19 protein-coding genes are annotated in these 24,460 nt (G+C 69.5%); 8 read left to right on the top strand and 11 right to left on the bottom strand.

Features of this window, described 5'->3' with window-relative positions:
* Nucleotides 1-630, top strand: coding sequence for a TetR/AcrR family transcriptional regulator (locus GLP40_RS02935; protein ID WP_154786194.1), 630 nt, complete (start codon nucleotides 1-3; stop codon nucleotides 628-630).
* Here the strand turns inward: GLP40_RS02935 and GLP40_RS02930 are convergent.
* Complete coding sequence (locus GLP40_RS02930; RefSeq protein ID WP_328289594.1) at nucleotides 581-1,126, bottom strand: histidine phosphatase family protein; 546 nt, start codon at nucleotides 1,124-1,126, stop codon at nucleotides 581-583. The two genes, GLP40_RS02935 and GLP40_RS02930, sit on opposite strands and share 50 nt — an antisense overlap.
* Before the next feature lie 175 nt (nucleotides 1,127-1,301).
* Here GLP40_RS02930 and GLP40_RS02925 point away from each other — a divergent pair, with 175 nt between their 5' ends.
* Together GLP40_RS02925 and GLP40_RS02920 are read left to right on the top strand one after the other, a co-directional pair.
* On the top strand, nucleotides 1,302-5,978 hold the full coding sequence (locus tag GLP40_RS02925; RefSeq protein WP_154786193.1) for an ATP-dependent helicase: 4,677 nt from the start codon (nucleotides 1,302-1,304) through the stop codon (nucleotides 5,976-5,978).
* 6 nt (nucleotides 5,979-5,984) lie between these two features.
* Entirely contained in the window at nucleotides 5,985-6,755 is a 771-nt protein-coding gene (locus GLP40_RS02920; RefSeq protein WP_154786192.1) for an Fpg/Nei family DNA glycosylase, read from the top strand.
* Between the two features lie 97 nt (nucleotides 6,756-6,852).
* Here GLP40_RS02920 and glpD read toward each other — a convergent pair whose 3' ends face one another.
* The gene (gene glpD, locus GLP40_RS02915) at nucleotides 6,853-8,592 is read right to left on the bottom strand and encodes a glycerol-3-phosphate dehydrogenase (RefSeq protein ID WP_154786191.1); all 1,740 of its coding nucleotides are present in this window, start codon (nucleotides 8,590-8,592) and stop codon (nucleotides 6,853-6,855) included.
* Nucleotides 8,593-8,684: 92 nt separating this feature from the next.
* Here glpD and glpK point away from each other — a divergent pair, with 92 nt between their 5' ends.
* Complete coding sequence (gene glpK, locus GLP40_RS02910; protein WP_154786190.1) at nucleotides 8,685-10,181, top strand: glycerol kinase GlpK; 1,497 nt, start codon at nucleotides 8,685-8,687, stop codon at nucleotides 10,179-10,181.
* A gap of 13 nt (nucleotides 10,182-10,194) precedes the next feature.
* On the opposite strand, the gene GLP40_RS02905 is transcribed toward glpK, so the two are convergent.
* The 5 genes from GLP40_RS02905 to GLP40_RS02885 form a co-directional block, all read right to left on the bottom strand.
* Nucleotides 10,195-10,368 (bottom strand): hypothetical protein, encoded by a 174-nt coding sequence (locus GLP40_RS02905; RefSeq protein WP_154786189.1) that lies wholly within the window; start codon nucleotides 10,366-10,368, stop codon nucleotides 10,195-10,197.
* Between the two features lie 74 nt (nucleotides 10,369-10,442).
* On the bottom strand, nucleotides 10,443-11,636 hold the full coding sequence (locus tag GLP40_RS02900; protein WP_154786188.1) for an aminotransferase-like domain-containing protein: 1,194 nt from the start codon (nucleotides 11,634-11,636) through the stop codon (nucleotides 10,443-10,445).
* Between the two features lie 151 nt (nucleotides 11,637-11,787).
* Nucleotides 11,788-12,987 (bottom strand): hypothetical protein, encoded by a 1,200-nt coding sequence (locus GLP40_RS02895; protein WP_154786187.1) that lies wholly within the window; start codon nucleotides 12,985-12,987, stop codon nucleotides 11,788-11,790.
* Between the two features lie 101 nt (nucleotides 12,988-13,088).
* Nucleotides 13,089-14,303 carry a hypothetical protein gene (locus GLP40_RS02890; RefSeq protein ID WP_154786186.1) on the bottom strand — a complete coding sequence of 405 codons (1,215 nt, stop codon included), beginning with the start codon at nucleotides 14,301-14,303 and terminating at the stop codon, nucleotides 13,089-13,091.
* Nucleotides 14,304-14,500: 197 nt separating this feature from the next.
* The gene (locus GLP40_RS02885) at nucleotides 14,501-15,904 is read right to left on the bottom strand and encodes an NAD(P)H-quinone dehydrogenase (RefSeq protein WP_154786185.1); all 1,404 of its coding nucleotides are present in this window, start codon (nucleotides 15,902-15,904) and stop codon (nucleotides 14,501-14,503) included.
* Between the two features lie 393 nt (nucleotides 15,905-16,297).
* On the opposite strand from GLP40_RS02885, the gene GLP40_RS02880 reads away from it, so the two are divergent.
* Complete coding sequence (locus GLP40_RS02880; RefSeq protein ID WP_328289593.1) at nucleotides 16,298-16,777, top strand: gamma-glutamylcyclotransferase; 480 nt, start codon at nucleotides 16,298-16,300, stop codon at nucleotides 16,775-16,777.
* Nucleotides 16,778-16,897: 120 nt separating this feature from the next.
* A complete protein-coding gene (locus GLP40_RS02875; RefSeq protein WP_154786184.1) occupies nucleotides 16,898-17,311 on the top strand; it encodes a PPOX class F420-dependent oxidoreductase in 414 nt (137 codons plus the stop codon).
* A gap of 249 nt (nucleotides 17,312-17,560) precedes the next feature.
* Here the strand turns inward: GLP40_RS02875 and GLP40_RS02870 are convergent, their stop codons facing one another.
* The 3 genes from GLP40_RS02870 to GLP40_RS02860 all read right to left on the bottom strand — a co-directional run bounded on the left by GLP40_RS02870 (nucleotide 17,561) and on the right by GLP40_RS02860 (nucleotide 21,010).
* Nucleotides 17,561-18,730 carry a M20 family metallopeptidase gene (locus GLP40_RS02870; RefSeq protein WP_154786390.1) on the bottom strand — a complete coding sequence of 390 codons (1,170 nt, stop codon included), beginning with the start codon at nucleotides 18,728-18,730 and terminating at the stop codon, nucleotides 17,561-17,563.
* 125 nt (nucleotides 18,731-18,855) lie between these two features.
* Nucleotides 18,856-20,043: a M20 family metallopeptidase gene (locus tag GLP40_RS02865; protein ID WP_407671524.1), complete on the bottom strand. Its 1,188-nt coding sequence runs from the start codon at nucleotides 20,041-20,043 to the stop codon at nucleotides 18,856-18,858.
* 262 nt (nucleotides 20,044-20,305) lie between these two features.
* The gene (locus GLP40_RS02860; protein ID WP_154786182.1) at nucleotides 20,306-21,010 is read right to left on the bottom strand and encodes an enoyl-CoA hydratase/isomerase family protein; all 705 of its coding nucleotides are present in this window, start codon (nucleotides 21,008-21,010) and stop codon (nucleotides 20,306-20,308) included.
* Between the two features lie 214 nt (nucleotides 21,011-21,224).
* Here GLP40_RS02860 and GLP40_RS02855 point away from each other — a divergent pair, with 214 nt between their 5' ends.
* Together GLP40_RS02855 and GLP40_RS33545 are read left to right on the top strand one after the other, a co-directional pair.
* Nucleotides 21,225-22,028, top strand: coding sequence for a purine-nucleoside phosphorylase (locus tag GLP40_RS02855; protein ID WP_407671517.1), 804 nt, complete (start codon nucleotides 21,225-21,227; stop codon nucleotides 22,026-22,028).
* 9 nt (nucleotides 22,029-22,037) lie between these two features.
* Nucleotides 22,038-23,786, top strand: a complete 1,749-nt coding sequence (locus tag GLP40_RS33545; protein ID WP_230329157.1) for a phospho-sugar mutase — start codon at nucleotides 22,038-22,040, stop codon at nucleotides 23,784-23,786.
* 13 nt (nucleotides 23,787-23,799) lie between these two features.
* On the opposite strand, the gene upp is transcribed toward GLP40_RS33545, so the two are convergent.
* Nucleotides 23,800-24,423 (bottom strand): uracil phosphoribosyltransferase, encoded by a 624-nt coding sequence (gene upp, locus GLP40_RS02840; RefSeq protein ID WP_154786181.1) that lies wholly within the window; start codon nucleotides 24,421-24,423, stop codon nucleotides 23,800-23,802.
* Nucleotides 24,424-24,460: the final 37 nt, after the last annotated feature.

Genomic DNA, 24,460 nt, shown 5'->3' with positions numbered 1-24,460 from the left:
ATGGCACGACTGACCAGGACCGAGAGCCAGGCGCGCACCCGCGCGGACCTGCTCGCCACCGCGCGCGAGATGTTCCTGACAGACGGGTACGCCAGGACCAGCCTGGAACGGGTCGCCGAGGAGGCCGGGTATTCCAAGGGCGCGGTCTACTCGAACTTCCGGACCAAGTCGGCGCTCTGTCTCGAGGTGCTGGCGAATATTCATGAAGCCAAATTCGGGGAGGTCAGCGAGCTGCTCGCGGGCGGAGACACCCTCGAGGCCCGGCTCGATCGCTTCCAGGACTGGGCCGAACGGACCCTCGGCGATGTCGGCTGGACCATGCTGGAATTCGAGTTCGCCATTGTGGCCCGCGACGATCCGGAGCTCCAGGCCGCCCTGGTGTCCAGCCTGAGCCTGGTGCGCGGCACGGTCGCCGCTCAGCTGCGGGCGCTGGCCGACTCCACGGACATGGCGCTGCCGATGCCGGCCGACGACGCCGCCACCGCCGTGCTGAGTCTCGGTCTGGGACTGGGCATTCAGCGCGCCATCGACCCGAGCCTGCCTGCCCGGCTGATCACCGACGCCCTGCGCGCCATGCTGATCACGAGCGGAAGTGCAGGGTCCATTCGCCGCGATAGTGCAGTCGGGTGACGCTGACCGGCGGAACATCGATGCGCCAGAACGACTTCGCGGGCGCGTCGAGGGTGATCAGCAGGGCGGCGCGGATCACCGCCGGGTGGGTGATGGCGATGGTGGGCTCGCCGTCCAGGGCGATATCGGCGAGCCATTCGCCCGTGCGCTCGATGACATCGACCACCGCCTCGCCGCCGTGGCCGCGATAACTCGGGTCGGTGAGCCACAGATAGAGGTTGTCCTTGGGCACGGACATGAGTTCGCCGCCGCGCCAGGCCCCGGCGTCGAGGTCCCGTAGTCGGTCGTCCGCGGCGCCCACGAGCCCCATGAGAGCGGCGGTTTCGACAGTGCGGCGCTCCGGGGCGGTGACGACCCGCGCGGCGTGCAGACGGCCGCACGCGGACACCGCACGGCGGCCCGCTTCCGTCAGGGGTTCATCGACGGGGAATCGTGCTCTGCGCATCGCCTCGGTCATTCCGTGACTGACCAAGTCGAGTCGTAGCACCTTCTGCACGGTCCGAAGCCTACGCGCGGGGCCAGAGGGCGTAATCCGATTGCTCGCCCTTCGCTCCCGTCCCGGGCGCGAATCGTTCTCGGCCCCCGACCTCGGCGGATTCGGACACCGCGAATGCCTGAGTTGCCCCGGCCGGGTGGCAGAGTCTGTCGGTGCGCGGGTGCAGACTGGGGCAATGGATCGCTTCTCACCCGCTACCCGAGAGTGGTTCGACGGTGCGTTCCCCGCGCCGACGGCCGCGCAACTGGGGGCGTGGAAGTCGATCGCGGCCGGGCACCACACACTGGTCATCGCCCCCACCGGGTCGGGCAAGACGCTCTCGGCGTTCCTGTGGGCCATCGACCGGCTGGCCACCCAGGAGCCGGCCGAGGCACCGCGCACGACGTCGGTGCTCTATATCTCTCCGCTCAAGGCGCTGGCGGTGGACGTGGAGCGGAATCTGCGGGCGCCGCTGGTGGGTATCACACAGACGGCCAAGCGTCTGGGTGTGGCCGCCCCCGAGATCCGGGTGGGCGTGCGGTCGGGTGACACCAGCGCCTCGGACCGGCGCACCATGCGGCGGACGCCGCCGGACATTCTGATCACCACGCCGGAATCGCTGTTCCTCATGCTGACCTCCGCGGCGAGGGAGACGCTGAGGGAGGTGCACACGGTGATCGTGGACGAGGTGCACGCCATCGCCGGCTCCAAACGAGGTGCGCACCTGGCGCTTTCACTGGCGCGCCTGGACCGGCTCCGCTCCGACTCCCCGCGCTTGCAATCGCCCGCCCAGCGGATCGGGTTGTCGGCGACCGTGCGGCCGCCGGAGGAGGTGGGGCGGTTCCTGGTCGGCAGCGCACCCATCACCATTGTCGCGCCGCCTGCGCCCAAGACCTTCGATCTGTCGGTGCGGGTTCCGGTGGCGGATATGACCGAACCCGATGCGGGCGCGGAGGATTCGGATCAGCCCGGCTCGATCTGGCCGCATGTGGACGAGGCCATCGTGGATCTGGTGCTCGAGCATCGGTCGTCGATCGTGTTCGCGAATTCGCGGCGGCTGTCCGAACGGCTCACGGCGCGACTGAACGAGGCGTACGCCGCGCGCATCGGGGAGACGGTGGACACCGAGCACGCGCCGCCCGCACAGCTGGGCGCGTCCACGGAGGTGATCCACGGCGCCACCACACTTTTGGCGCGGGCCCACCACGGCTCGGTGAGCAAGGAGCAGCGGGCGCTCATCGAGGACGATCTCAAGAGCGGGCGGCTGCGCTGCGTGGTGGCCACCAGCAGCCTCGAGCTCGGCATCGATATGGGTGCGGTGGAGCTGGTGGTGCAGGTGGAGGCGCCGCCCTCGGTGGCCTCCGGCCTGCAGCGGGTGGGCCGCGCCGGGCACCAGGTGGGTGAGATCTCGCGGGGCGTGATCTTCCCCAAGCACCGCACCGATGTCATCCACTGCGCGGTGGCGTCGCAGCGTATGGCGGCCGGGCAGATCGAACAGCTCCGGGTGCCCGCGCATCCGCTGGACATTCTCGCCCAGCAGACGGTGGCGGCATGCGCGCTGGAGCCCCTCGACGCCGACGCCTGGTTCGAGACGGTGCGCGGCACGGGAAGCTATGCGGCGCTGCCGCGTTCGGCCTACGAATCGGTGCTGGATCTGCTCGCGGGACGCTATCCCTCCGATGAATTCGCCGAGTTGCGGCCGCGCATCGTGTGGGATCGTGATGCGGGGACGCTCACCGGCCGCCCGGGTGCGCAGCGGCTGGCGGTGACCTCTGGCGGCGCGATTCCGGACCGCGGTCTGTTCCCGGTGTTCATGGTGGGTGAGAAGGCCTCCCGCGTGGGCGAACTCGATGAGGAGATGGTCTACGAGTCCCGGGTGGGCGATGTGTTCGCGCTGGGTGCGACCAGCTGGCGGATCGAGGAGATCACGTTCGACCGGGTGCTCGTGACACCGGCGTTCGGGCTTCCGGGCCGACTTCCCTTCTGGCACGGTGATTCCCTGGGCCGTCCGGCCGAATTGGGCGCGGCACTGGGCGAATTCGTGCGGCATGCCGGTCAGGAGGTCGACAAGAGCAAGCGCTCGAGGACCTCCGGGGCGGACTCCGAGGTCGCAACCGTCGCCCTGCAAGGCGGATTGGACGAGAACGCGACGGCGAATCTGGTAGCGCTGCTCGTCGAGCAACGGGAGGCCACCGGGCAGCTGCCCACCGACAAGACGCTGGTGGTGGAGCGGTTCCGCGACGAGCTCGGCGACTGGCGAGTGGTGTTGCACTCGCCGTACGGGCTGCCGGTGCACGCGCCGTGGGCGCTGGCGGTGGGGGCCCGGCTACGGGAGCGGTTCGGGGTGGATGCTGCGCCCACGCCCTCGGATGACGGGATCGTGGTGCGCCTGCCCGATACCACCGATGATCCGCCGGGGGCGGAACTGTTCGTATTCGACACCGATGAGATCGACGATCTGGTGACCGAACAGGTCGGCGGCTCGGCGCTTTTCGCGTCGCGGTTCCGGGAGTGCGCGGCGCGGGCACTGTTGCTACCGCGGCGGGATCCGGGCAAGCGGGCGCCGCTGTGGCAGCAGCGCCAGCGGGCGGCGCAGTTGCTGGACGTGGCGCGCAAGTTCCCGGAGTTCCCGATCCTGCTGGAGACGGTGCGCGAATGCCTCCAGGACGTGTACGACCTGCCCTCGCTACGGGATCTGCTGGGCCGGGTGGCGCGGCGGCAGATCCGGCTGGTGGAGGTGGAGACGGCCGCGCCGTCGCCGTTCGCGAATTCGCTGCTGTTCGACTACATCGGCCAGTTCATGTACGAGGGCGACAGTCCGCTGGCCGAGCGGCGGGCGACGGCGCTGTCACTGGATTCCGGCCTGCTGGCCGAGCTGCTGGGCCGGGTCGAGCTGCGGGAGCTGTTGGATGCCGGGGTGCTCGAGCAGACCGAGCGGGAACTGCAGCGGCTCACACCCGAACGGCAGGCGCGGGACATGGAGGGTCTGGTCGACCTGCTGCGGCTGCTGGGACCGCTGACCGCCGCGGAGGCCGCCGAGCGGTGCGTGGCGGATCCGCGGCAGTGGTTCGCGGAACTCGTGAAATCGCGCCGGGCACTGGAGGTCTCCTTCGCCGGATCGCAGTGGTGGGTGGCCATCGAGGACGCCTCGCGGCTGCGGGACGCACTCGGCGTGCCGCTGCCCATCGGCGTCCCGGCGGCCTTCATCGAACCGGTGGCCGATCCGCTGGGCGATCTGATCGGCCGGTACGCGCGCACGCACGGGCCGTTCACCCTGACGCGGGCGGCGCACCGCTTCGGGCTCGGTCCCGCGGTCGCGGCCACCGCGCTGCATCGGCTGGGGCTCGAGAAACGGGTGGTGGAGGGCGAATTCACGCCCGGTGCGGCGGGCACGGAATGGTGTGACAGCGAGGTGCTGCGCCGCCTGCGCCGCCGCTCGCTGGCCGCCGCCCGCAAGGAGGTGGAGCCGGTGGCGACCGCCGCGCTGGGACGCTTCCTGCCGTCCTGGCAGCATGTCGGAACCGGGGAGCTGCGCGGGGTGGACGGGGTCGCGTCGGTGGTGGAACAGCTCGCGGGCGTGCCGATTCCGGCTTCGGCGTGGGAATCCCTCATCCTGCCGCTGCGGGTGCGCGACTACTCCCCCGCCATGCTGGACGAGCTCATGGCCACCGGCGAGGTGATCTGGTCCGGTCACGGGTCGATCACCGCCAAGGACGGCTGGATCGCCCTGCACCCGGCCGAGCATGCGGGGCTGACGCTGCCGCCGCCCGATGACATCGACCTGACCGAGCGGCACATCGGACTGCTGACCGCCTTGGGAGCCACCGTGATCGGCGGGACCGTCGATTCGGCCGCGCGGGTCGCCGGGGCCGAGGGCGAGGAGCCGATCGGCACCACGCTGCCGAAGGGGGAATACCAGGTGGTGGCGGGTGGCGCCGGGGGCGCGTACTTCTTCCGGCAACTGGTGGACGGTGCCGAAAACGAGGCCGATGTCACGGCCGCGCTATGGGATCTGGTGTGGGCCGGGCGCATCGGCGGCGATACCTTCGCTCCCGTGCGTGCCCTGCTGGCGGGCACCACCCGCACCACCACCGCGCACCGGACGCCGCGCCGTGCCCCGCGCGGGCGAATGTACCTGCCGCGCACCGGAATGCCAGCCCGCACCGCCTCGCCGCAGGTGGCCGGGCGCTGGTCGCTACTACCGGAGCGGGTGGCCGACAATACGATTCGCGCGCACGCCACCGCCGATGTGCTGCTGGAGCGGTATGGAGTGCTGACCCGGGGCGCTGTGCAGAGCGAAGGGGTGCCGGGCGGCTTCGCCCTCGTCTACCGGGTGCTCACCGAGTTCGAGGACCGCGGCCGCTGCCGTCGCGGATACTTCGTGGATTCCCTGGGCGGGGCGCAGTTCTCGACCACGGACGTCGTGGACCGTCTGCGGTCCTTCGACACCGACCGCACGTCCACGGCGGGCGACGGCTTCTCCCATGAGCCGGTCGGCAACGCCATCGCGTTGGCCGCGTGCGATCCGGCGAACCCGTACGGCGCGGCCCTGCCTTGGCCCAAGGCGAGCGCCGAGGGCGCGGGACACCGCCCCGGCCGCAAGGCGGGCGCGCTGGTGGTGCTGGTCGAGGGCGAGTTGGCGCTGTATCTGGAGCGCGGCGGCAAGACGCTGCTCACCTTCACCGAGGACCCCGCGACGCGCACCGCGGCGGCCACCGCCCTGGCCGCCCTGGTCCGCGACCGCCGCGTGGACTCCTTGGTCATCGACCGGGTGAACGGGGAATCCGTGCACGGCAACACCTTCGCGGGCTTCCTCACCGAGGCGGGTTTCACCGCGACCCCGAAGGGCTTCCGGTTGCGGAGCCACCCGTGAGCCCCCATGCCTGAGGGCGACGCCGTCTTCCTCACCGCCGCGCGCCTGCGAAAGGCTCTGGCGGGCAAGGTGCTGACCCGCAGCGACTTCCGGGTGCCCAGATACGCGACCCTCGACCTGAAGGGCCGGGAGATCGAGAGCGTCGGCAGCTACGGCAAGCACCTGTTCGTCCGCACCCCCGAACTCGCCATCCACACCCATCTCAAAATGGAGGGCGAGTGGCGGGTGTATCAGCCCGGACAACGCTGGACCAGGCCGGGTTTCACCGCGCGCCTGGTCCTGGTCACCGCGGACGCCGAGGCGGTCGGCTTCTCCCTCGGCCTGGTCGAGGTCCTCCGCCGCACCGACGAACACACCGCCACCGACCATCTCGGCCCCGACCTCCTCGCCCCCGACTGGGACCCCACCGAAGCCGTCCGTCGTCTCTCTCGCACCCCCGGCCGCCCCATCGGCCTCGCCCTCCTGGACCAAACCAATCTCGCCGGCATCGGCAACATCTATCGCAGCGAGATCTGCTTCCTCCGCCGAGTTCACCCCGCCACCCCGGTCGGCGACATCGACGACCTACGCGCCCTGGTCGACGAGGCCCACCGCGTCCTGGCCGAGGCCGCCACCGAGCCGCCCTGGCGCGCACTGGCTTACGGCCGTCAGCACCGCCCTTGCCCTCGCTGCGGCACGCCCCTGGTCGTCCGCCTTCTCGGCGACGACGAGCACGCCACCCGAGCCGACCGCGCCATCTACTTCTGCCCCCGCTGCCAACCCCTGTTCCACCCCTGACCGCCCGCGGCCCGGTATTTCACCCGATGGGCACGATTCGTCCGATGCTGCCGCTGTGGGTGCGGCTCATGGACACGCTGGGCACCACGGAGTTCAACTACAAGATGGTGCGCTGAACCGGGTCCAGCACCTGACGCCGCGCCTCCGGGGCTTCCAGGCGCAGGGCGCCGGCGGAGGCGTCGTCGGGCTGGGTCTGGGATTCGATCTCGGCCTTGACCCGGGCGTTGTACACCGCCACCTCGCGCTCGATATCGGCCTCCGACCAGCCCAGCACCGGGGCCACCAGCCGCGCCACCTCGTCGGCGGAATCCACCCCGCGGTGGGCGTATTCGATGGAGATGCGGGTGCGGCGGGCCAGGATGTCGTCCAGGTGCAGGGCGGCCTCGGCGGCGGCCGCGTAGACGGCCTCCACCCGCAGGTAGCCCGGCGACTCCGTGATCGGTTGCAGCAGATCGGGTTTGCCGTCGGCCAGGCCGAGCACCTCGTCGATGAGAGAGCCGTAGCGGTTGAGCAGATGCTGGATCCGGTACGGGTGGACGCCGTACTTCTCGGCCAGGTGCGGGGTCTGGTTCATGAGGGCGTGGTAGCCGTCCGCGCCGAGCAGCGGCACCTTCTCGGTGATGGTGGGCGGTACGCGGCGCGAAATATACTGTGCCGCTTCGTCGACCGCGTCGTAGGCCATGACCCGGTAGGTGGTGTACTTGCCGCCCGCGATGGCGACCAGGCCGGGGGCGATGCGGGCCACGGCGTGCTCACGCGACAGCTTGGAGGTCTGGTCGCTCTCCCCGGCCAGCAGCGGCCGCAGGCCCGCGTAGACGCCGGTGATGTCGGCATGGGTGAGCGGGGTGACCAGCACCTTGTTGACGTGTTCGAGCAGGTAGTCGATATCGCGTTTGGTGGCGGCCGGATGCGCGAGGTCGAGGTTCCAGTCGGTGTCGGTGGTGCCGATGATCCAGTGGTCGGTGCTCCACGCGATGACGAAGAGCACGGACTTCTCGGTGCGCAGGATGATCGAGCAGTCGCTGGCGATGCGGTCGCGCGGGACCACGATGTGCACGCCCTTGGACGCGCGCACATGGAATCGCCCGCGTTGCCGGGCGAGGGACTGGAGTTCGTCGGTCCAGACGCCGGTGGCATTGATCACCACACTGCCCCGCACCTCGGTGGTGCGGCCGTCCTCGGTATCGCGCACCTTGATGCCGACCACCCGGTCCGCCTCCTTGAGGAAGCCGACGACCTGTGTGGAGGTGCGGATCACCGCGCCATAGTGGGCGGCGGTGCGGGCCACGGTCATGGTGTGACGGGCGTCGTCGACGACGGTGTCGTAGTAGTTCACGCCGCCGGTGAGGGCGTCCCGCTTCAGGCCCGGGGCCTGCCGCAGCGCCGCCGAGCGGGTCAGATGATGCTGTCCGGGAACGGATTTCGCGCCGCCCATGGTGTCGTAGAGCACCAGACCCGCCGCGACGTACGGACGTTCCCAGCCGTAGCGGGTGAGCGGGTACAGGAACTTCAGCGGCTTCACCAGGTGCGGGGCCAGCGTCGACAGCGTCAGCTCGCGCTCCTCGAGGGCCTCGCGGACCAGCCCGAACTCCATCATCTCCAGGTAGCGCAGACCACCGTGGAACATCTTCGAGGAGCGACTGGACGTACCCGCGGCCAGATCCCGCGCCTCGACCAGGGCGACTTCCAGACCGCGGGTGGCGGCGTCGAGGGCGATGCCCGCGCCGACCACGCCGCCACCGATCACGATGACGTCGAAATCGTCCTTTCCGAGCCGCCCCCAGGCAGCTTCGCGCTGCTCGGGGCCGAGGAACTGCGATCGCGGATGATTCGTCATACGAGACTCCTCAGGGCTATTTTTCGGCTACCCAGCGCTACCGTAGCCCACAGTAGCCCGGCCGAGCGGCCGTCGTCGGTTAGCCTCGATCAATGCGTCGCTATGTGGCCGCCATCGATCAGGGCACGACGTCGAGTCGCTGCATCATCTTCGATCACCAGGGCCGAATCGCCGGAGCCGCTCAGCGGGAACATGAGCAGATCTTCCCGCAGCCCGGATGGGTCGAACACGACCCCGAATCCATCTGGCGCAATACCGAATCCGTGATCGCCCAGGCCCTCGAGAGCTGTGGCATCGGGGCGGCGGAGGTCGCGGCCGCCGGTGTCACCAATCAACGCGAGACCACCGTGGTGTGGGAGCGCGCCACCGGCAAGCCCATCGGCAACGCCATCGTCTGGCAGGACACCCGGACCTCCGACCTCACCGCGGAACTCGCCGGCGATCAGGGGCCGAACCGGTACGCCGACCGCACCGGTCTGCCGCTGTCCACCTATTTCGCCGGGCCGAAACTGCGCTGGATTCTCGATGCCGTGCCGGGCGCACGGCTGCGCGCCGAGGCCGGCGAGCTGTGTTTCGGGACCATGGACAGCTGGATCCTGTGGAACCTGACGGGCCAGCACATCACCGACGTCACCAATGCCTCGCGCACCATGCTGATGGATCTGCGCTCGCTGCAATGGGATCCGCAGATCTGCGCCGAGTTCGGCACACCGATGTCCATGCTGCCCGAAATCCGCAGCAGCTCCGAGGTTTACGCGCCCATCATCACCGGCGCGCTGGCGGGCGTCCCGGTGGCGGGCATTCTCGGCGACCAGCAGGCCGCCACCTTCGGGCAGGCCTGCCTGTCCCCCGGAGACACCAAGAACACCTACGGCACCGGCAATTTCATGCTCATGAACACCGGCACCACACCGGTTTTCAGCGAGCACGGACTGCTCACCACGGTCTGCTACCGGCTCGGCGATCAGCCCGCGGTCTACGCGCTCGAGGGCTCCATCGCGGTCACCGGCTCACTGGTGCAATGGCTGCGCGACAACCTCGGCATCATCTCCTCCGCCGAGGAGATCGAACCGCTGGCCCGCACCGTCGCCGACAATGGCGGCGCGTACGTGGTCCCTGCCTTCTCCGGCATGTTCGCACCGCGCTGGCGGCCCGACGCCCGCGGCGTCGTGGCGGGCCTGACCCGCTTCGTCAACAAGGGCCACCTGGCCCGAGCCGTCCTGGAGGCCACCGCCTTCCAGACCCGAGAGGTCATCGACGCCATGCGCGCCGACTCCAAGGCCCAGCGCCTGGACGTCGAACAGGTCACCCTCAAGGTCGACGGCGGCATGGTCGGCAACGAACTGCTCATGCAGTTCCAATCCGACATCCTCGACGCCACCGTCGTCCGCCCGGTCGTCACTGAAACCACCGCCCTCGGCGCGGCGTACGCTGCCGGCCTCGCCGTCGACTACTGGTCCTCCACCGATGACATCCGCGCCAACTGGGCAGAAGACAAACGCTGGACCCCCGCCATGCTCGCCGCCGACCGCGACCGCCTCGTCAGTGAATGGAACAAGGCGGTGGAACGGACATACAACTGGGTCTGATTCAGGACGGTCGTCACTCCGCTCGACCGGCAGCTCGCCCGCTGGTCAGCGCCGCGAGATCAACGGTCACCGTAGTGCCCTTCAACTCCCATGTGGCCAGGCCGGTGTGTTCGCCGACATTCTCGTAGTGCTCACCGATCAGAGGAAAGGCCGTGAGGCTCACGGGATCATCCAGATCGATCAGCACACGACACGCCGATTCCCGCGGACTACGACCATCCAGCGGACACCCGCGTCAACCGGTATCTCCGGTGCGCGGGTTCAGGGCTGGGCCGGGGTGGCGGCGTGGGCCTTGGCGAGGCGGGCGACGGCCTCATCGAGGGTGGCGGCGTCGGAGGTGGTGAAGCACAGGCGCATGGAGTGGGTGTAGTCGGTGGAGACGGCGAAGGCATTGCCGGGGACGTAGGCGACGCCGAATTCCAGTGCGCGAGCGAGTAATGCCTGGGCGTCGGTGCCGTCGGTGAACTCGGCCCAGACGAACATGCCGCCGGCGGCGTCGGTGCTGCTGACGCGGTCGCCGAAGCGGGCGCGGACGGCGTCGACGAGGGCCTTGGCGCGGGTGCCGTAGACCTGGCGGACCGAATCCACGTGCGCGGTGAGCCACTCGGTGTCGGAGAGCAGGTCGGCGGTGATCTGCTGGGTGAGGGCCGAGCCGCACAGGTCGGCGCCCTGCTTGAGCAGCTCCACCCCACGACAGACCTGAACCGGGGCGATCATCCAGCCGGCGCGCAGCGTGGGGGCCAGGATCTTGGAGGCGCTGGACAGGCGAATCACATTGGGCGAGTACGCCGCGACCGGCTCGGGCGAGGGCCGATCGAACCAGAGCTCGCCGTACGGGTCGTCCTCGATGACCCAGAAGCCGTACTGCTCGGCCAGATTCGCCAGGTCTCGGCGGCGCTCGGGGCTCAGGGTGACGCCGCCCGGATTGTGGAAGTTGCTGACCGTGTGGACCACGGCGGGGCGCTCGCCCGTCGCGAGCAGCTCGCGCAGCACATCCAGGCGCATGCCCTCGGCATCCAGCGGCACGGCCACGATTCGGGCCCCGGCGGCCCGGAAGACCTGCAGCGCACCGACATACGCGGGATCCTCCACCACCACCAGCGCGCCCGGATCCAGCAGCACCTCCGACAGCAGCGACAGCGCCTGCTGCGACCCGTGGGTCACGAAGATCTCCTCGACCGGGACCGCGCGGCTCAGGCGGGCGGACTCGCGGGCGGCCAGCACGTCACGCAGCGGACCCCAGCCCGGCGACTCGGTGTACTGGAGGCGGGAGCGGTCCGACAGCGCCGCGTCGGCGGCTACCGCGATGCGGTCGCGGGGCATGAGTTCGGCGTCCGGCAGACCCCCGGCCAAGCTGATGATGTCCGCGCGCGAGGTGAGCTTGAGCAGGTCACGGATCGCCGAGCTCTGCAGGCCGTCGAGACGCCGCGCGAGGGGCGGGAAGGTCGCGGACATGAAACACCTCCGAGTGGAACGCCGGGGTATGCGAAATTCCACCATGTCACATGGCGACCAGGATATGAAATCCTGATCCCGAGATATGAGACACACGGTCCATTTTTCAGGGAGTGGACCGGCCCCGATTCGCCCACCCGGGCCGAATCGGCTACTCGATCGACATGATCAGGTGTTTTCCGTCACGCTCCACGGTGGTGATGTGCTCGACGTAGACCTCGGTGGTGCCGTCCGCGCGATGCTCGGTGATGTCCACGTCATAGGACCGCGGAGCCACCTCGACGATCTTCAGGCAGTAGGTGGTGCCGGGCCCGAGCCGGTCGATGCCCTTGGTCTGGATCACATCGGCGGGCTGGACCGTCGTCGCCTCGGGCGCCACGAACGTGCGCGCCTTCACACCACTGCGATCCACGTAGAAGGCGTGCTGGAAGCCCAGGATCGCGTCCACGCCACTACCGGTGCCGCCCGCGCCGTTGCCGATGGTCAGCTTGCCCTCCTGCCTGGCCGGGCAGCTCAGCGCGGCCGCGGTGGGCGACGCCTTGTCGGTGGTGGTGGCCCCGGCGGTCGGCGCGTCATCCCTGCCGCCGCGGGCGACCGCGAAGACCGCCGCCCCGGCCACCGCCAGCACCGCCACCGCGGCAGCCGCGATCAGGCCGATCCTACGCCGATTCGGACCCTCGTCTTCCGGCTTATGCTGCGGGACAGGGGTTTTCGGCGCCAGCGCCTTGACGATCGGATCATCGGCCCAAGACAGCGACTCGCCCTGGGACGCGGCCGATTCCGACGGCGGCGCGGGCGGGAAGCCGCTGGGCTCGGAACGCCACCAGGAATCCACGGCCCCGCCCGACTCGGCGGCCTGGGCGGCACTCGTCGAATTCCGTGCGTCGGCCGCCGACTCGACGTCGTATATCCGGGTCGTCGCCCCCACGTCGACAGCAGGCGATTGCGCCCCGCCAGGCGGGATTTTCACGGTCTGTTCGACGTCGGGGGTACTCGGAGGCCGCACCGCACCCTCAACGGCCGGAAACTGGCCCGTGGAAGGGCCGTTGACCGCCGGATGCCGGCCGGTGACGGGCTGCCACGCGTCAGGGGCGCGGTACTGCGGCGGTACCGGCGTGCCCGCGGGACGCCAGGCCAGATCAGGGCTCTGCGGGCCCGCCACGGGACTCCACCCCGGGGCGTCGGCGGCGGGCGCGGGCCCGAAATCGTTCAGCGAGGGACCGAAATCATTGAGGGACGGCCCGAAGTCATTGAGCGAGGGCCCGAATTCGGACTCCTGCCGCCCGGCCGATCCCGGCTGCTTCCCCTCGGATGCCTGACGGTCGGCGGATTCGTCCCTGCCCGAAACCATCACCCGTCCTTTCGCCACAGACGCGTGGGGCGGTCGCTGACGACCGCCCCACGCGACAACAGTGATCCTGCCGGGACCGTTTCCGGTCCCTCGTGGACCTGTCAGTACTGAACCGAACCGCCCACCTGCGCGGTCACACCGCCGACGTCGACCGACTGCGACGGCCGCTCGCCCTCGGGCAGCCTACCAATCTGGGCCGCGGCCTCCAGGACGGTAGCGCCGCCCGGGAGCAGGCGGATGAAGTTCTCGGCATTGGCCTTGGCGGCGTTCGCCCCGGCCGTGTCGAGCACGAACTCCATCTTCTGGTCGTTGTCCGGGCCGTTGCCCGCGAAGGCCGTCACCTTGATCTGGTTCACCGTGGTGAAGTCCAGCGACATGCCGGCCTCGCCCATACCGCCCGGCGTGGTGTAGCCGATGGTGCCGACGTAGCCGTCCAGGTTGCTGAAGTGGTGGGTGTTGGCGGCCCACCCCGGCAGCACCGCGCCGCCGTCGAGGTTGACGCCGATCTCGGTGTGCGGACCGGTCATCTCGACCACCGGCGCGGCCGGGGCCGTGTCGACCGCGGGCGACTGCCAGCGCGGCTGCTGCTGCGGGGTGACGGTCGGCTGGCCGGTCATGGTGTCCACGCCCGGGTCCTGGTTCGGGGTGGTGACGGCCGGCTGCGCGTTCTGGTCGTTCGGCTTGACCGGCTGGGTGCCCGGCTGGGTCTGCTGGCCCGGCTGGGTCTGCTGGGCGGGCTGGCCCGGCTGGGTGGACTGGCCCGGCTGCGGGGTGGTCACCGCGGGCTGGGCCTGGGTCGACTGACCCGGCACCGGCAGCGGCGCCACCCGCGGCACCGTCACACCCGGCTGCGAGGGCCGCACCGACTTCGGCTGCGCGGGCTCGGGATTGGTGCCGGCCGGCTGCGCGTTCTGGTCGTTCTTCGGCGTGGTGGGGTCCGGCTTCGGGGTGGCGCCGTCCTGCTGGGTGGCGCCCTGCGGCTGACCCGAATCCTGCTTGGGCGCACCATTGTCCGGCGCCGGGGTGTTCGGCGTGGTCGGGGTGGTGACGCCCGGCTGGCTCTGCTGCGGCTTGGTGGTGCCCGGCTGCACGTTCTCCGGCTTGGGCGCGGGCACGACGTCGGCCTTCGGCGTCTCCGGGGTCGGCGTCTCGGTGGTCGGCTGGGTGCTGTCGGGCTGTTGCTGATCCGCCGGGACCGCGCCCGGATCGGCGGGGGCGGCGTTGGCGGGCGCGGACAGCAGCGACACCACCGCGGCCGCACCGGCCAGCGTCAGGGAGGTGCTCGCCTTGATCCGACTCGGCTTGCGGTGCTTCACGTTTCGCTCAATTCCTTCGTCCCTCGGCGGCACGATCGCTCCGGGCATCGAAGAGCCTCGCACCGGAGGGGAATTGAGAACCCCCGCTGCGTAACGCTCGCGACCGCCCTGCCGATCGCTTCCGCCGCGAACTTAATCACAAGGGAGACAAGGCAGCAAGACGGGCGGGTGACAAAGGGGCCCGAAAGGCGATGCGGCTAGTCCAGATCGTCGTGGCGCATGAGCTGACGCGCGGCCTCGGTGACCGATCCGGTGAGCGACGGGTACACCGAAAACGTCTGCGCCAGATCGTTCACCGTGAGGTTGTTCTGCACGGCCAGGGCGATCGGCAGGATCAACTCGGAGGCGATGGGGGCCACCACCACGCCGCCGATCACCACACCGGTGGCGGGGCGGCAGAAGATCTTCACGAAACCCCTTCGCAGGCCCGACATCTTGGCGCGCGGGTTGGTATTCAGAGGCAGCATGACCGTGCGGGCCGGGACCTCGCCATTGTCGATCGCGGTCTGCGAAACGCCGACGGTCGCGATCTCCGGGCGCGTGAACACCGCGGACGCAACCGTCTTCAGGCGGATCGGCTGCACGCCCTCACCCAGTGCGTGGTACATGGCGATGCGGCCCTGCATGGCGGCCACCGAAGCCAGCGGCAGCAGGCCGGTGCAGTCGCCGGCCGCGTAGACGCCGGGCGCGGTGGTGCGCGAAACCCGGTCCACACGCAGGTAACCGCCCTTGTCCAGCTCGATGCCCAGGCGTTCCAGGCCCAGCCCGTTGGTGTTCGGGATGGAACCGACGGTCATGAGCGCGTGCGTGCCGGTGATGTTGCGGCCGTCGGACAGCTTCACCACCACGCCCTCGGCGGTGCGCTCCACCGCGTCGGCGCGGGCGTGCTTGACCAGTTCCACACCGCGCTCGGCCAGCGCATCCTCCAGCACCAGGGCGGCGTCGGCGTCTTCCCCGGGCAGCACGCGGTCGCGGCTGGAGACGAGTCGCACCTTCACGCCCATCTCGGTATAGGCGGAGACGAATTCGGCGCCGGTCACACCGGAACCCACGACCACCAGGGTCTGGGGCAGCTCCTTGAGGTCATAGAGCTGACGCCAGTTCAGGATTCGCTCGCCGTCCGGCTCCGCACCGGGCAGCACGCGCGGGCTGGCGCCGGTGGCGATGAGCACCACCTCGGCCTCGATGACCCGCTCCTGTCCGTCGGCGAGGGTGGCCTTCACCAGATGGGTGGCCAGACCCGGGGCCTGGTCGATGAGTTCGCCGTAACCGGACAGCACGGTCACCCCGGCGGTCTGCAGCTTGACCCGGATGTCGGAGGACTGAGCCTGCGCGAGCGCCTTCACGCGGGAGTTCACCTCCGCCAAGCGGACCTGCGCCTGCGAGAGATGCACGGTGATGCCGAGGTCACGGGCGCGGCGCAGATCGGTGCGCACGCCGGTGGAGGCGATGAAGGTCTTGGACGGCACGCAATCCCACAGCACGCACGCGCCGCCGATGCCGTCACTGTCGATCAGCGTGACAGGTGCCCCGTGCTGTGCCGCCACCAGCGCCGCTTCGTAACCGGCGGGGCCGCCACCGATGATCGCAATGCGGGTCATTGTTCCTCCGCTTTCAGGTCGGCCCCGGGATCTCCGGTTCCGGTCTCTAACGTTATCCCCGCAGCTACGCTGGGTTGAATTTGCCTCCGCTTCGCTCCGGCGGGTTCGCGGCCCCGAGGTCTCGATTCTTCCCTTCTCCGCTCCTCCGCTTCGCTCCCCCGCTCCGTCGGTCCAGAATCGCCACGGCCGCGAACCTTTCGGTCGACGGATTGGCGGATCGAGCAAACTGCGGGCGTCCCATTCGCGCGTTTTGTTCGGCGAACCACCCGCTCGTTGCTGTTGGGCGGACCATCTGCGCGTTTTGTTCGGCGAGATGGTTGGTCATGCGGGCGCGAACCGCCTTGTGATGGGGATCGGGGACGGTCTCCCGGGTTTGTTCGATAGGCTCTCCTGGTGCCGATCTACGCCGCCTATGGGTCCAACATGGATCCCGAGCAGATGCTCAAGCGCTGTCCGCACTCCCCCGTGTACGGAACCGGCTGGCTGGAAGGGTGGCGACTCACCTTCGCCGGGGACGACATCGGCTGGGAGGGACCGCTGGCGACGGTGGTCGAAGAAGCCGGGCAACGGGTCTTCGTGGTGCTCTACGACGTCCCCGGTGAGGACGAGCTGAGCCTCGACCGCTGGGAGGGCTCGGACTTCGGTATCCACAAGAAGATCCGTCTGCGCGTCACCCCCAACGCGGGCACGGGCAGCGAGCCGGTGCTGGCCTGGCTGTACGTCCTGGACGCCTATGAGGGCGGGCTGCCCTCCGCGCGCTATCTGGGCGTCATCGCCGATGCCGCCGAGAAGGCCGGCGCGCCAAGCGATTACGTGCACGCGCTACGCACCCGCAACAGCAAGAACGTCGGCCCGGGCACCTTCGGGCCGTAAGCAGCGCCGCCGCACCGGATACGGTGCGGCCACCATTCGCGCCCGACCGGAAGATTCGGCGCGGCATCGACGTTGCGTGAACCGGAAAACCAATTTCGAACCATCGAAAAGAGGAAGCCGATGCCCGCGACCCCCGTGCCCGCCCCGATCGCCGAATTCCTGTCCCGCCCCAACCCGGCGGTCTTCGCCTCGAATCGCCCCGACGGCCAGCCGGTCTCGGTCGCCACCTGGTACCTGTACGAGAACGGCCGAATCCTGGTGAACCTGGCCGATTTCCGCAAGCGCCTGGACTACCTGCGCGAAGACCCGCGCGTGAGCCTCACCGTGCTCGATGGCGACAATTGGTACAGCCACGTCAGCGTGCAGGGCCGCATCGTCTCCCTCGAAAACGACCCGGACTCCTCGGTCATCGACCGCATCGCCCAGCACTACATCGGCGGCCCCTACGGCATCCGCGACCAGAAGCGCGTCTCCGCCTGGATCGAGATCGACCGCTGGCACGCCTGGGGTGACATCGCCGCCAAGGCGAAGTAGCCCGGACGCCGAGTCCGCGCCGGACGCTCGGTCACGACACTCTCCACCACGCCGACGCTGGAACCCCGCGCGCTGATCGCTCCCCCTCGGAATGCCTCGGCGGCACGGCATGGAAGTCACCGCGCGTGGAGGTCCGCACTCGGTCCGCGGCACGGAAGGCGAGCGGCAGTCTCCGGGATTCGGCGTGAAAGGCGAAGCCGGACCGCACTTTCCAGTGCGGCCCGGCCGGTGTGCTGTCGCCGAGCGTGGTCAGCCGGCGCTGAGGACGATGTTGGTCAAGACGCGCACGCCGACGGCGAGGGCGCGTTCGTCGAGGTCGAAGGTGGGCTGGTGCAGGTCGAGCTGCTCACCCTGGCCGGACCAGACGCCCAGGCGGGCCATGGCGCCGGGGACCTCCTCCAGGTACCAGGAGAAGTCCTCACCGCCGCCGGATTGCGGGGTGTCGGCGAGGACATCGGAGCCGAGGCCGCGGATGGCGTCCTCGAACATGCGGACGGCCTGCTCGTCATTGACCACCGGGGGCACGCCGCGCTTGTAGTTGAGCTGGTAGCGGACGCCGGTCGGAGCCAGCAGGCCCTCGACGATCTCGCGGACCATCGGCTCGAGCAGCGACCAGGTGGCGTGATCGCCGGTGCGGACGGTGCCGGTCAGCATGCCGGTCTGCGGAATCGCGTTGGGAGCTTTGCCCGCCGACACCGCGCCCCACACCATGACCGTGCTGGTGCGCGGGTCGATGCGGCGGGAGAGCAGGCCGGGCAGGCCGGTGATGACCGTGCCGATGGCGTAGACCAGATCGCTGGTCAGGTGCGGGCGGGAGGTGTGGCCGCCGGGCGAGTCCAGCACCAACTCCACGGTGTCGGCGGCCGAGGTGATCGGCCCGACCCGGATGCCGACCCGGCCCACCTCCAGCCGCGGATCGCAGTGCAGCGCGAACATGCGCGAGACGTCCTCCATGGCGCCCGCGGCGACCATGTCGATGGCGCCGCCGGGCATGACCTCCTCGGCGTGCTGGAACACCAGCCGCACGCCGACCGGCAGGTCCCCGATCTCGGCCAGCGCCAGCGCGGTGCCGAGCAGGATGGTGGTGTGCGCGTCGTGCCCACAGGCGTGCGAGACGCCCGGCACGGTGGAGGCGAAGGGCAGCCCCGTGTACTCCTGCAGCGGCAGCGCGTCCATATCGGCCCGCAGGCCGATGCGCGGGCCGTCGGGGCCGATATCACAGATCAGGCCGGTGCCGCTCGGCAGTTTGCGCGGCTCGAGCCCCGCCTTGACCAGCCACGACTCCACGAACTCGGTGGTGCCGAACTCGGTTCGGGAAAGCTCCGGGTTGGCATGGATGTGGCGACGCCACGCCACGAGGTCGTCCATGTGCTCCGCGAGCCATGACTCCACCACCTCATGGCCGGTCGTCGGTTCCATCGCGAATTCCTGCGCATCCTCCCGCAGCATCGAATCCGGACTCTCCAGAGGCGGCACCTGCGTATTCACGCACGGTGTGCCCGCCAATGGTCCGCTGATGCGCCCCGCGGACCGGCCGGTTGTGCTCACCGAATGTCCTCCTGTCGCTGAAACTGCCGTTGAATGACCCGTTCCGACAACCTGTCCCTGTGCAATTTGTCACCTGCGATATGTATCGCGGTGCGAGCCAACGCCGTTGCCCCGTCCAGGACGGCGCAATCGGCCGACGGGTTCACGGCGGCGGCCGCGAACGCCGGCTGGTGGGTCACCGCGCCCCCGGCATCGATGCCGATGACCGGATGAATACCGGCGATGACGTTGGTCACATTGCCCATATCGGTGCTGCCCAGTGGCCGTGCCGCCTCGAGTTCCGGGGCGATGGGCTCGCGTCCGAGTGCGGTTATCTGCTCGCGATAGGCACACAGTAGTGCGCTATCGGGGGTGAGCTCGGTATATGTGGGCGCGAGCTTCCGGATTTCATGTGTGCATCCGGTTGCCAGGGCACCAGCCTCGAAACATGCCGATGCTCGTTGCATCAGATCATCGAGGGTCGCGGAGTCGACCGCACGTAGGTAATACAGCAGTTCCGCGTGACCGGGCACGATATTGGGGGCTACGCCGCCCGACCCGACTATACCGTGGAGTTGCTGCCCGGGGAGTAGATGTTGGCGCAGCAAACCTAAAGCAACCTGCGCGACGGTGACGGCGTCGAGGGCATTTCGGCCATATTGCGGTGCCGCACTGGCATGCGATTCGCGGCCATGGAAAACCACCGACACATCCGCGAGGGCCAGCGAATGCGCACCGGCGATGTCCTCCGGGCCCGGATGCACCATCATGGCCATGGCTACGTCGTCGAAGACGCCTCGCTCGAGCATCAGCACCTTGCCGCCGCCGGACTCCTCGGCCGGGGTGCCCAGCACCTTCACCGTGATATCGCAGGCATCGGCCACCGCGGCCAGGCCGAGGGCCGCGCCGACGCTGGAGGCGGCGATGATGTTGTGGCCGCAGGCGTGGCCGATTTCGGGAAGGGCGTCGTATTCCGCGCAAATACCGACTACCAGGTCTCCGCTGCCGTATTCGGCGGTGAATGCGGTCGGCAACTCCGCCACGCCGGATTCGATGCGGAATCCGCGTTCCCGCAACGGTTCGATTGTCTTTGCGACGCTGCGGAATTCCTCGAAGGCCAGTTCGGGTTCGGCGTGAATGTCATGGGAGAGCGCGATCAGCCGTTCGCGGTATCCGGCGATGGCGGCATCGGCCGCGGCGTGCAGCGCCGGATCCGCGCAGGCCACGGCAGCACTCGACGACGACACGGACGAGTCGTGCCGACCGATCGGTACGCAGGATCTCCGGTCATCGCCGTTGCGCGATGGTGACATCCCAACAGTCTCGCACTGCCGCGCAACTCTGTCGCAGCAGGTAAGCCGGAAAATCTCCGGCAGACTGCGCGACACGCAGAAATCATCGGGCGCGCTCAGAAATCCGGGGTTCGAGGGCGAACCTCGAACCCCGACAACGCAGGAGGAACAGGTCCTACGGATTGAAGGCCAGGTTCTCCGGGGTTGTCTCCACGGCCAGACCGGCCAGCGCCTGCTGATGCAGGGCCCGCTTGATGACCGGCAGGTTCGGCTTGCGGTTGGCCTTGAGCATGTCCGCGCGCGCGATGGCGGTGGCGAGCAACGCGTCCGCATCCGCCTTGGCGTCCACGATGCCCGCGGCGATGGCGTCATCGGCCCCATAGCGGCGGCCGGTGGTCATGGCCTCCACCGCGACCTGGTTGACCAGTCGGTTGGTGAGCAGCGCGTTCATGGCGACGGTGAACGGCATGCCCAGGTGCACCTCGGGCAGGCACCAGAACCCGCGGTCGGCGCGCATCACGCGGAAGTCGCAGGAGGTGGCGAGCATGGCACCGGCGCCGAAGGCGTGGCCGTTCACCGCGGCGACGGTGGGCAGGCCGAAGGCCAGCAGGCGGCTGTAGAGCGAGTGCACGCGGTCGAGATACCAGCAGTTCTTGTCGAAATTGCCGAACAGCCAATCGGTGTCGAGGCCATTGGAGAAGAACTTGCCGTCGGCGGTGACCACCAGCGCGGCCGGGCCCTCGGATGCCTCGACCTCGTCGAGCAGGGCGTGGACCTCGGTGATCCAGTCCGGGTGGAAGCGGTTCTCGCTGTCGATGGTCTGGCCCTCGGTCCCGAGGTACAGCACGAACACGTCCCCGTCACGCTTCAAATACGGCATGCAGGCAGGGTAATCGGCGGACCGACCATATCTACTCGCAGGTAGTAATACGGGGCCGCGCGCGGCCTCGTGGGCCGCGGGCCGTGGGTTCGCGGCGCAAGCGTGGGGAGGCGGAGGGAAGAATCGAGATCGCGGCTCCCCAGACCTGCGCCGTGGCCGCGAACCCGGCCCCGTAGCGAAGCGGAGGCAATCAAACAGAGCTAGGGTGGGCGGCATGCCAGCCGAGAAGGCCATGGGCGGGGTTTCCGAACTAGCCGCCGAGGCCATTGCCGAACGAACGGGCGTGCCGCGGCACCGGATGGCGGTGGTACTGGGATCCGGTTGGCAGGAGGCCGCCGCCGAGATCGGTGAACCCGCCACCTCCATACCCATGGCCGACGTGCCAGGGTTCGGATTGCCCACCGCGCAAGGCCATCAGGGCACCATCCGCTCCGTCACCGTCGGTGCCGCGCCGGTGCTGCTGCTCATGGGCCGCCAGCATCTCTACGAGGGCCATGCGCCGAGTCAGGTGGTGCACAATGTGCGCACCGCGCTGGCCGCGGGCGCACAGACCGTGCTCCTCACCAATGCCGCGGGCGGCATTCGCGACGGGCTGTCGGTCGGCGAGCCGGTGCTCATCAGCGATCACATCAACTTGACCGGGCGCTCCCCCATCGAAGGCGCTCACTTCGTCGACCTGGTCGACGCCTGGGATCCCGAATTGCGGGCGCTGGCAAAGGAAATCGACCCCAGCCTCACCGAGGGCGTGTACGCGGGCCTGACCGGGCCGCAGTACGAGACCCCCGCCGAGATCCGCATGCTGCGCACCCTGGGCGCGGACCTGGTCGGCATGTCCACCGTGCTGGAGGCCATCGCCTGCCGCGAGGGCGGGGCCAGGTTGCTGGGCATCTCCCTGGTCACCAACCTGGCTGCCGGCGTCACCGGCGCGCACCTCTCGCACGCGGAGGTGCTGGCCGAAGGCCGTGCCGCCGCACCCAGATTGGGCAAACTGCTGCGCGGCGTGCTGGAACGCCTCTAGGCGGCGGGCATGCTGCGCTTCGGAACCGCCGGGCTGCGCGGTCCGCTCCAGGACGGCCCGGACGGCATGAACGTGGACACCGTCTCGCGGGCGTCGGCGGGCATCGCCGCCTGGCTGCGCGACCGGTGCCTGGGCGGCGGACTGGTGATCGTGGGGCGCGACGCTCGGCACGGTTCCGCCGAATTCGCCGTCGCCACCGCGGAAGTGTTCGCGGCGGCGGGGTTCTCGGTGCTCACGCTCCCCCGCCCATTGCCGACCCCGGTGGTGGCCTTCGCGGTCCGTGAGCTGAAAGCCGTTGCGGGCGTGCAGATAACCGCCTCCCACAACCCCGCCACCGACAATGGCTACAAGGTCTACCTCGACGGCGGCTCCCAGCTCATCCCACCCGCGGACACCGAGATCGAGCGCTGCATCGACGCGGTCACCGGACACATCCCCCGCGCCGACCCCGGTCCGACAGCCCCGGACCCGAGCATTCTCGGACTGCCCGCGGGCACCCCGGCCGAGGAGTTGGGCGAGGAGATCGTCCGCCGCTATCTGGCCCGAATCACCCTGCTGCCCCGCCTGATCGGCGGCGAGCCGGCGACACCGTTCGGCGCCGGAGACACCCGGTCGGCAGTTTCCGGCTCGCTCGACGACCCTGGAACCTCGCCCCCCGGCGACCCGGCAAGCCCATCTCTCGACGAGCGGGCAGCAGGCAGCCGACCGGCGGCCGTCGGGGAATCGGCCGCTCGTGACGCGGGAGCCGCTGTCACGACGACGCCGGGCACACGGGAGACACGGCGGCGCAGTGACATTCGGATCGCACTGACCGCCATGCATGGCGTGGGCGGGGAGTTGGCGGTAGCCGCGCTCCGGGGTGCGGGGTTCGGCGAGGTGCTGGTGGTCACGGAGCAGTTCGCGCCGGATCCGGATTTTCCGACGGTGGCGTTTCCGAATCCCGAGGAACCGGGAGCCGCGGATCTGCTGCTGGACTTGGCCGAGCGGGTCGACGCCGATATCGCCATCGCACTGGATCCGGATGCGGACCGGTGTGCGCTCGGCGTTCGGGGACCCGGTGGGTGGCGGATGCTGCGCGGCGATGAAACCGGTGTGCTGCTGGGCGATTTCGTATTGCGGACGGCCGCGCCGAATTCGCTGGTGGCCACGACCATCGTGTCGTCGCGACTGTTGAGCAAGCTGGCCCCGGCGCGCGGGGCGCGGTATGCGGAGACGCTGACCGGGTTCAAATGGCTGGCCCGGGCGGGCGAAGGGCTGGTCTACGCCTATGAGGAGGCGATCGGGCACTGCGTCGACCCTGCCGCGGTGCGCGACAAGGACGGTATTTCCGCGGCGGTCCTCGCGGCGGATTTGGCGGCGCAGGTGAAGGCCGATGGGCGGACCCTGCTCGATGTGCTCGATGACCTCGCGGTCGAATTCGGCGTGCACGCCGGGGATCAGGTGTCGCTGCGCCTGCCGAATGTGAGCGAGGCGGCGGCGGTGGTCGCCCGGCTGCGCGAGCGGCCGCCGACCGAGATCGCCGCAGAAGCGGTGCGCTGCACCGATATGTCGCAGCTGCGCGGCCGGATGCGCACCGACGCACTGGTTTTCGAGGGTCCGACGCTGCGGCTGGTGATCCGGCCGTCCGGCACCGAGCCGAAGCTCAAGTGCTATCTGGAGACCTTCGCGCCGGTCGCCGATCGGGCCGGGCTCCCGGACGCGAAGGCCGCTGCGGCGCAACGGCTCTCCGAGATCCGAAAGTTCTGCGAGAAGCTCTGAGCGCGGGAGCGGTTCAGCGGGGGCCGAATTGGCGGTCGCCCGCGTCGCCGAGGCCGGGGACGATGTAGGCGTCGGAGTTGAGGCCGCGGTCCACCGCGGCGGTCACCAGGCGCACGTCGTGACCCGACTTCTCCAGGGCGGCAATGCCTTCCGGTGCGGCGACCACGCACAGCACGGTGATGTCGCGGGCATTACGGGTGGCCAGCAGATCCAGGGTGTAGATCATGGAGCCGCCGGTGGCGAGCATGGGGTCGAGCACCATGACCGGCGTGCTGGACAGATCCTGCGGCAGCGACTCCATGTACGGCGTCGGCCGATGCGTCTCCTCGTCGCGGGCCAGCCCCACGAACCCGATCCGGGCATCCGGAATCAGATTCTCCGCGGTCTCCACCATGCCCAGACCCGCGCGCAGCACCGGCACCAGCAATGGCGGAGCATTCAGCCGCGTTCCCTCCGTCCCCGCCACCGGCGTGGTGATCGGAAACCGCTCCACCGGAGCATCTCGCATGGCCTCATAAACCAGAATCCCGGTCAGATCCCGCAGCGCCGCCCGGAATGTCGGATTGGTCGTCCGGGCATCACGCATGGTGGTCAGCAAAGCGGCAGCGAGTGGATGGTCCACCACAAGAGTGCGCATACGAAAACCTTAGGTCAGCACCGCCGTCCGAGCTCCC

It is taken from the genome of Nocardia aurantiaca, from assembly GCF_009708175.1.
In the GTDB taxonomy this organism is placed as follows: domain Bacteria; phylum Actinomycetota; class Actinomycetes; order Mycobacteriales; family Mycobacteriaceae; genus Nocardia; species Nocardia aurantiaca.
This window is presented reverse-complemented; position numbering and strand designations above follow the sequence as displayed.

Bases quoted from the DNA above. Each gene is read 5' to 3' on its own strand.
- GLP40_RS02875 (WP_154786184.1), top strand. From the start codon at position 16,898: ATGCCCGCGACCCCCGTGCCCGCCCCGATCGCCGAATTCCTGTCCCGC.
- upp (WP_154786181.1), bottom strand. From the start codon at position 24,423: ATGCGCACTCTTGTGGTGGACCATCCACTCGCTGCCGCTTTGCTGACC.
- GLP40_RS02920 (WP_154786192.1), top strand. From the start codon at position 5,985: ATGCCTGAGGGCGACGCCGTCTTCCTCACCGCCGCGCGCCTGCGAAAG.
- glpD (WP_154786191.1), bottom strand. From the start codon at position 8,592: ATGACGAATCATCCGCGATCGCAGTTCCTCGGCCCCGAGCAGCGCGAA.
- GLP40_RS02870 (WP_154786390.1), bottom strand. From the start codon at position 18,730: ATGGAACCGACGACCGGCCATGAGGTGGTGGAGTCATGGCTCGCGGAG.
- GLP40_RS02855 (WP_407671517.1), top strand. From the start codon at position 21,225: ATGCCAGCCGAGAAGGCCATGGGCGGGGTTTCCGAACTAGCCGCCGAG.
- GLP40_RS02925 (WP_154786193.1), top strand. From the start codon at position 1,302: ATGGATCGCTTCTCACCCGCTACCCGAGAGTGGTTCGACGGTGCGTTC.
- GLP40_RS02900 (WP_154786188.1), bottom strand. From the start codon at position 11,636: ATGTCCGCGACCTTCCCGCCCCTCGCGCGGCGTCTCGACGGCCTGCAG.
- GLP40_RS02895 (WP_154786187.1), bottom strand. From the start codon at position 12,987: ATGGTTTCGGGCAGGGACGAATCCGCCGACCGTCAGGCATCCGAGGGG.
- GLP40_RS02935 (WP_154786194.1), top strand. From the start codon at position 1: ATGGCACGACTGACCAGGACCGAGAGCCAGGCGCGCACCCGCGCGGAC.
- GLP40_RS02860 (WP_154786182.1), bottom strand. From the start codon at position 21,010: ATGCCGTATTTGAAGCGTGACGGGGACGTGTTCGTGCTGTACCTCGGG.
- GLP40_RS33545 (WP_230329157.1), top strand. From the start codon at position 22,038: ATGCTGCGCTTCGGAACCGCCGGGCTGCGCGGTCCGCTCCAGGACGGC.
- glpK (WP_154786190.1), top strand. From the start codon at position 8,685: ATGCGTCGCTATGTGGCCGCCATCGATCAGGGCACGACGTCGAGTCGC.
- GLP40_RS02885 (WP_154786185.1), bottom strand. From the start codon at position 15,904: ATGACCCGCATTGCGATCATCGGTGGCGGCCCCGCCGGTTACGAAGCG.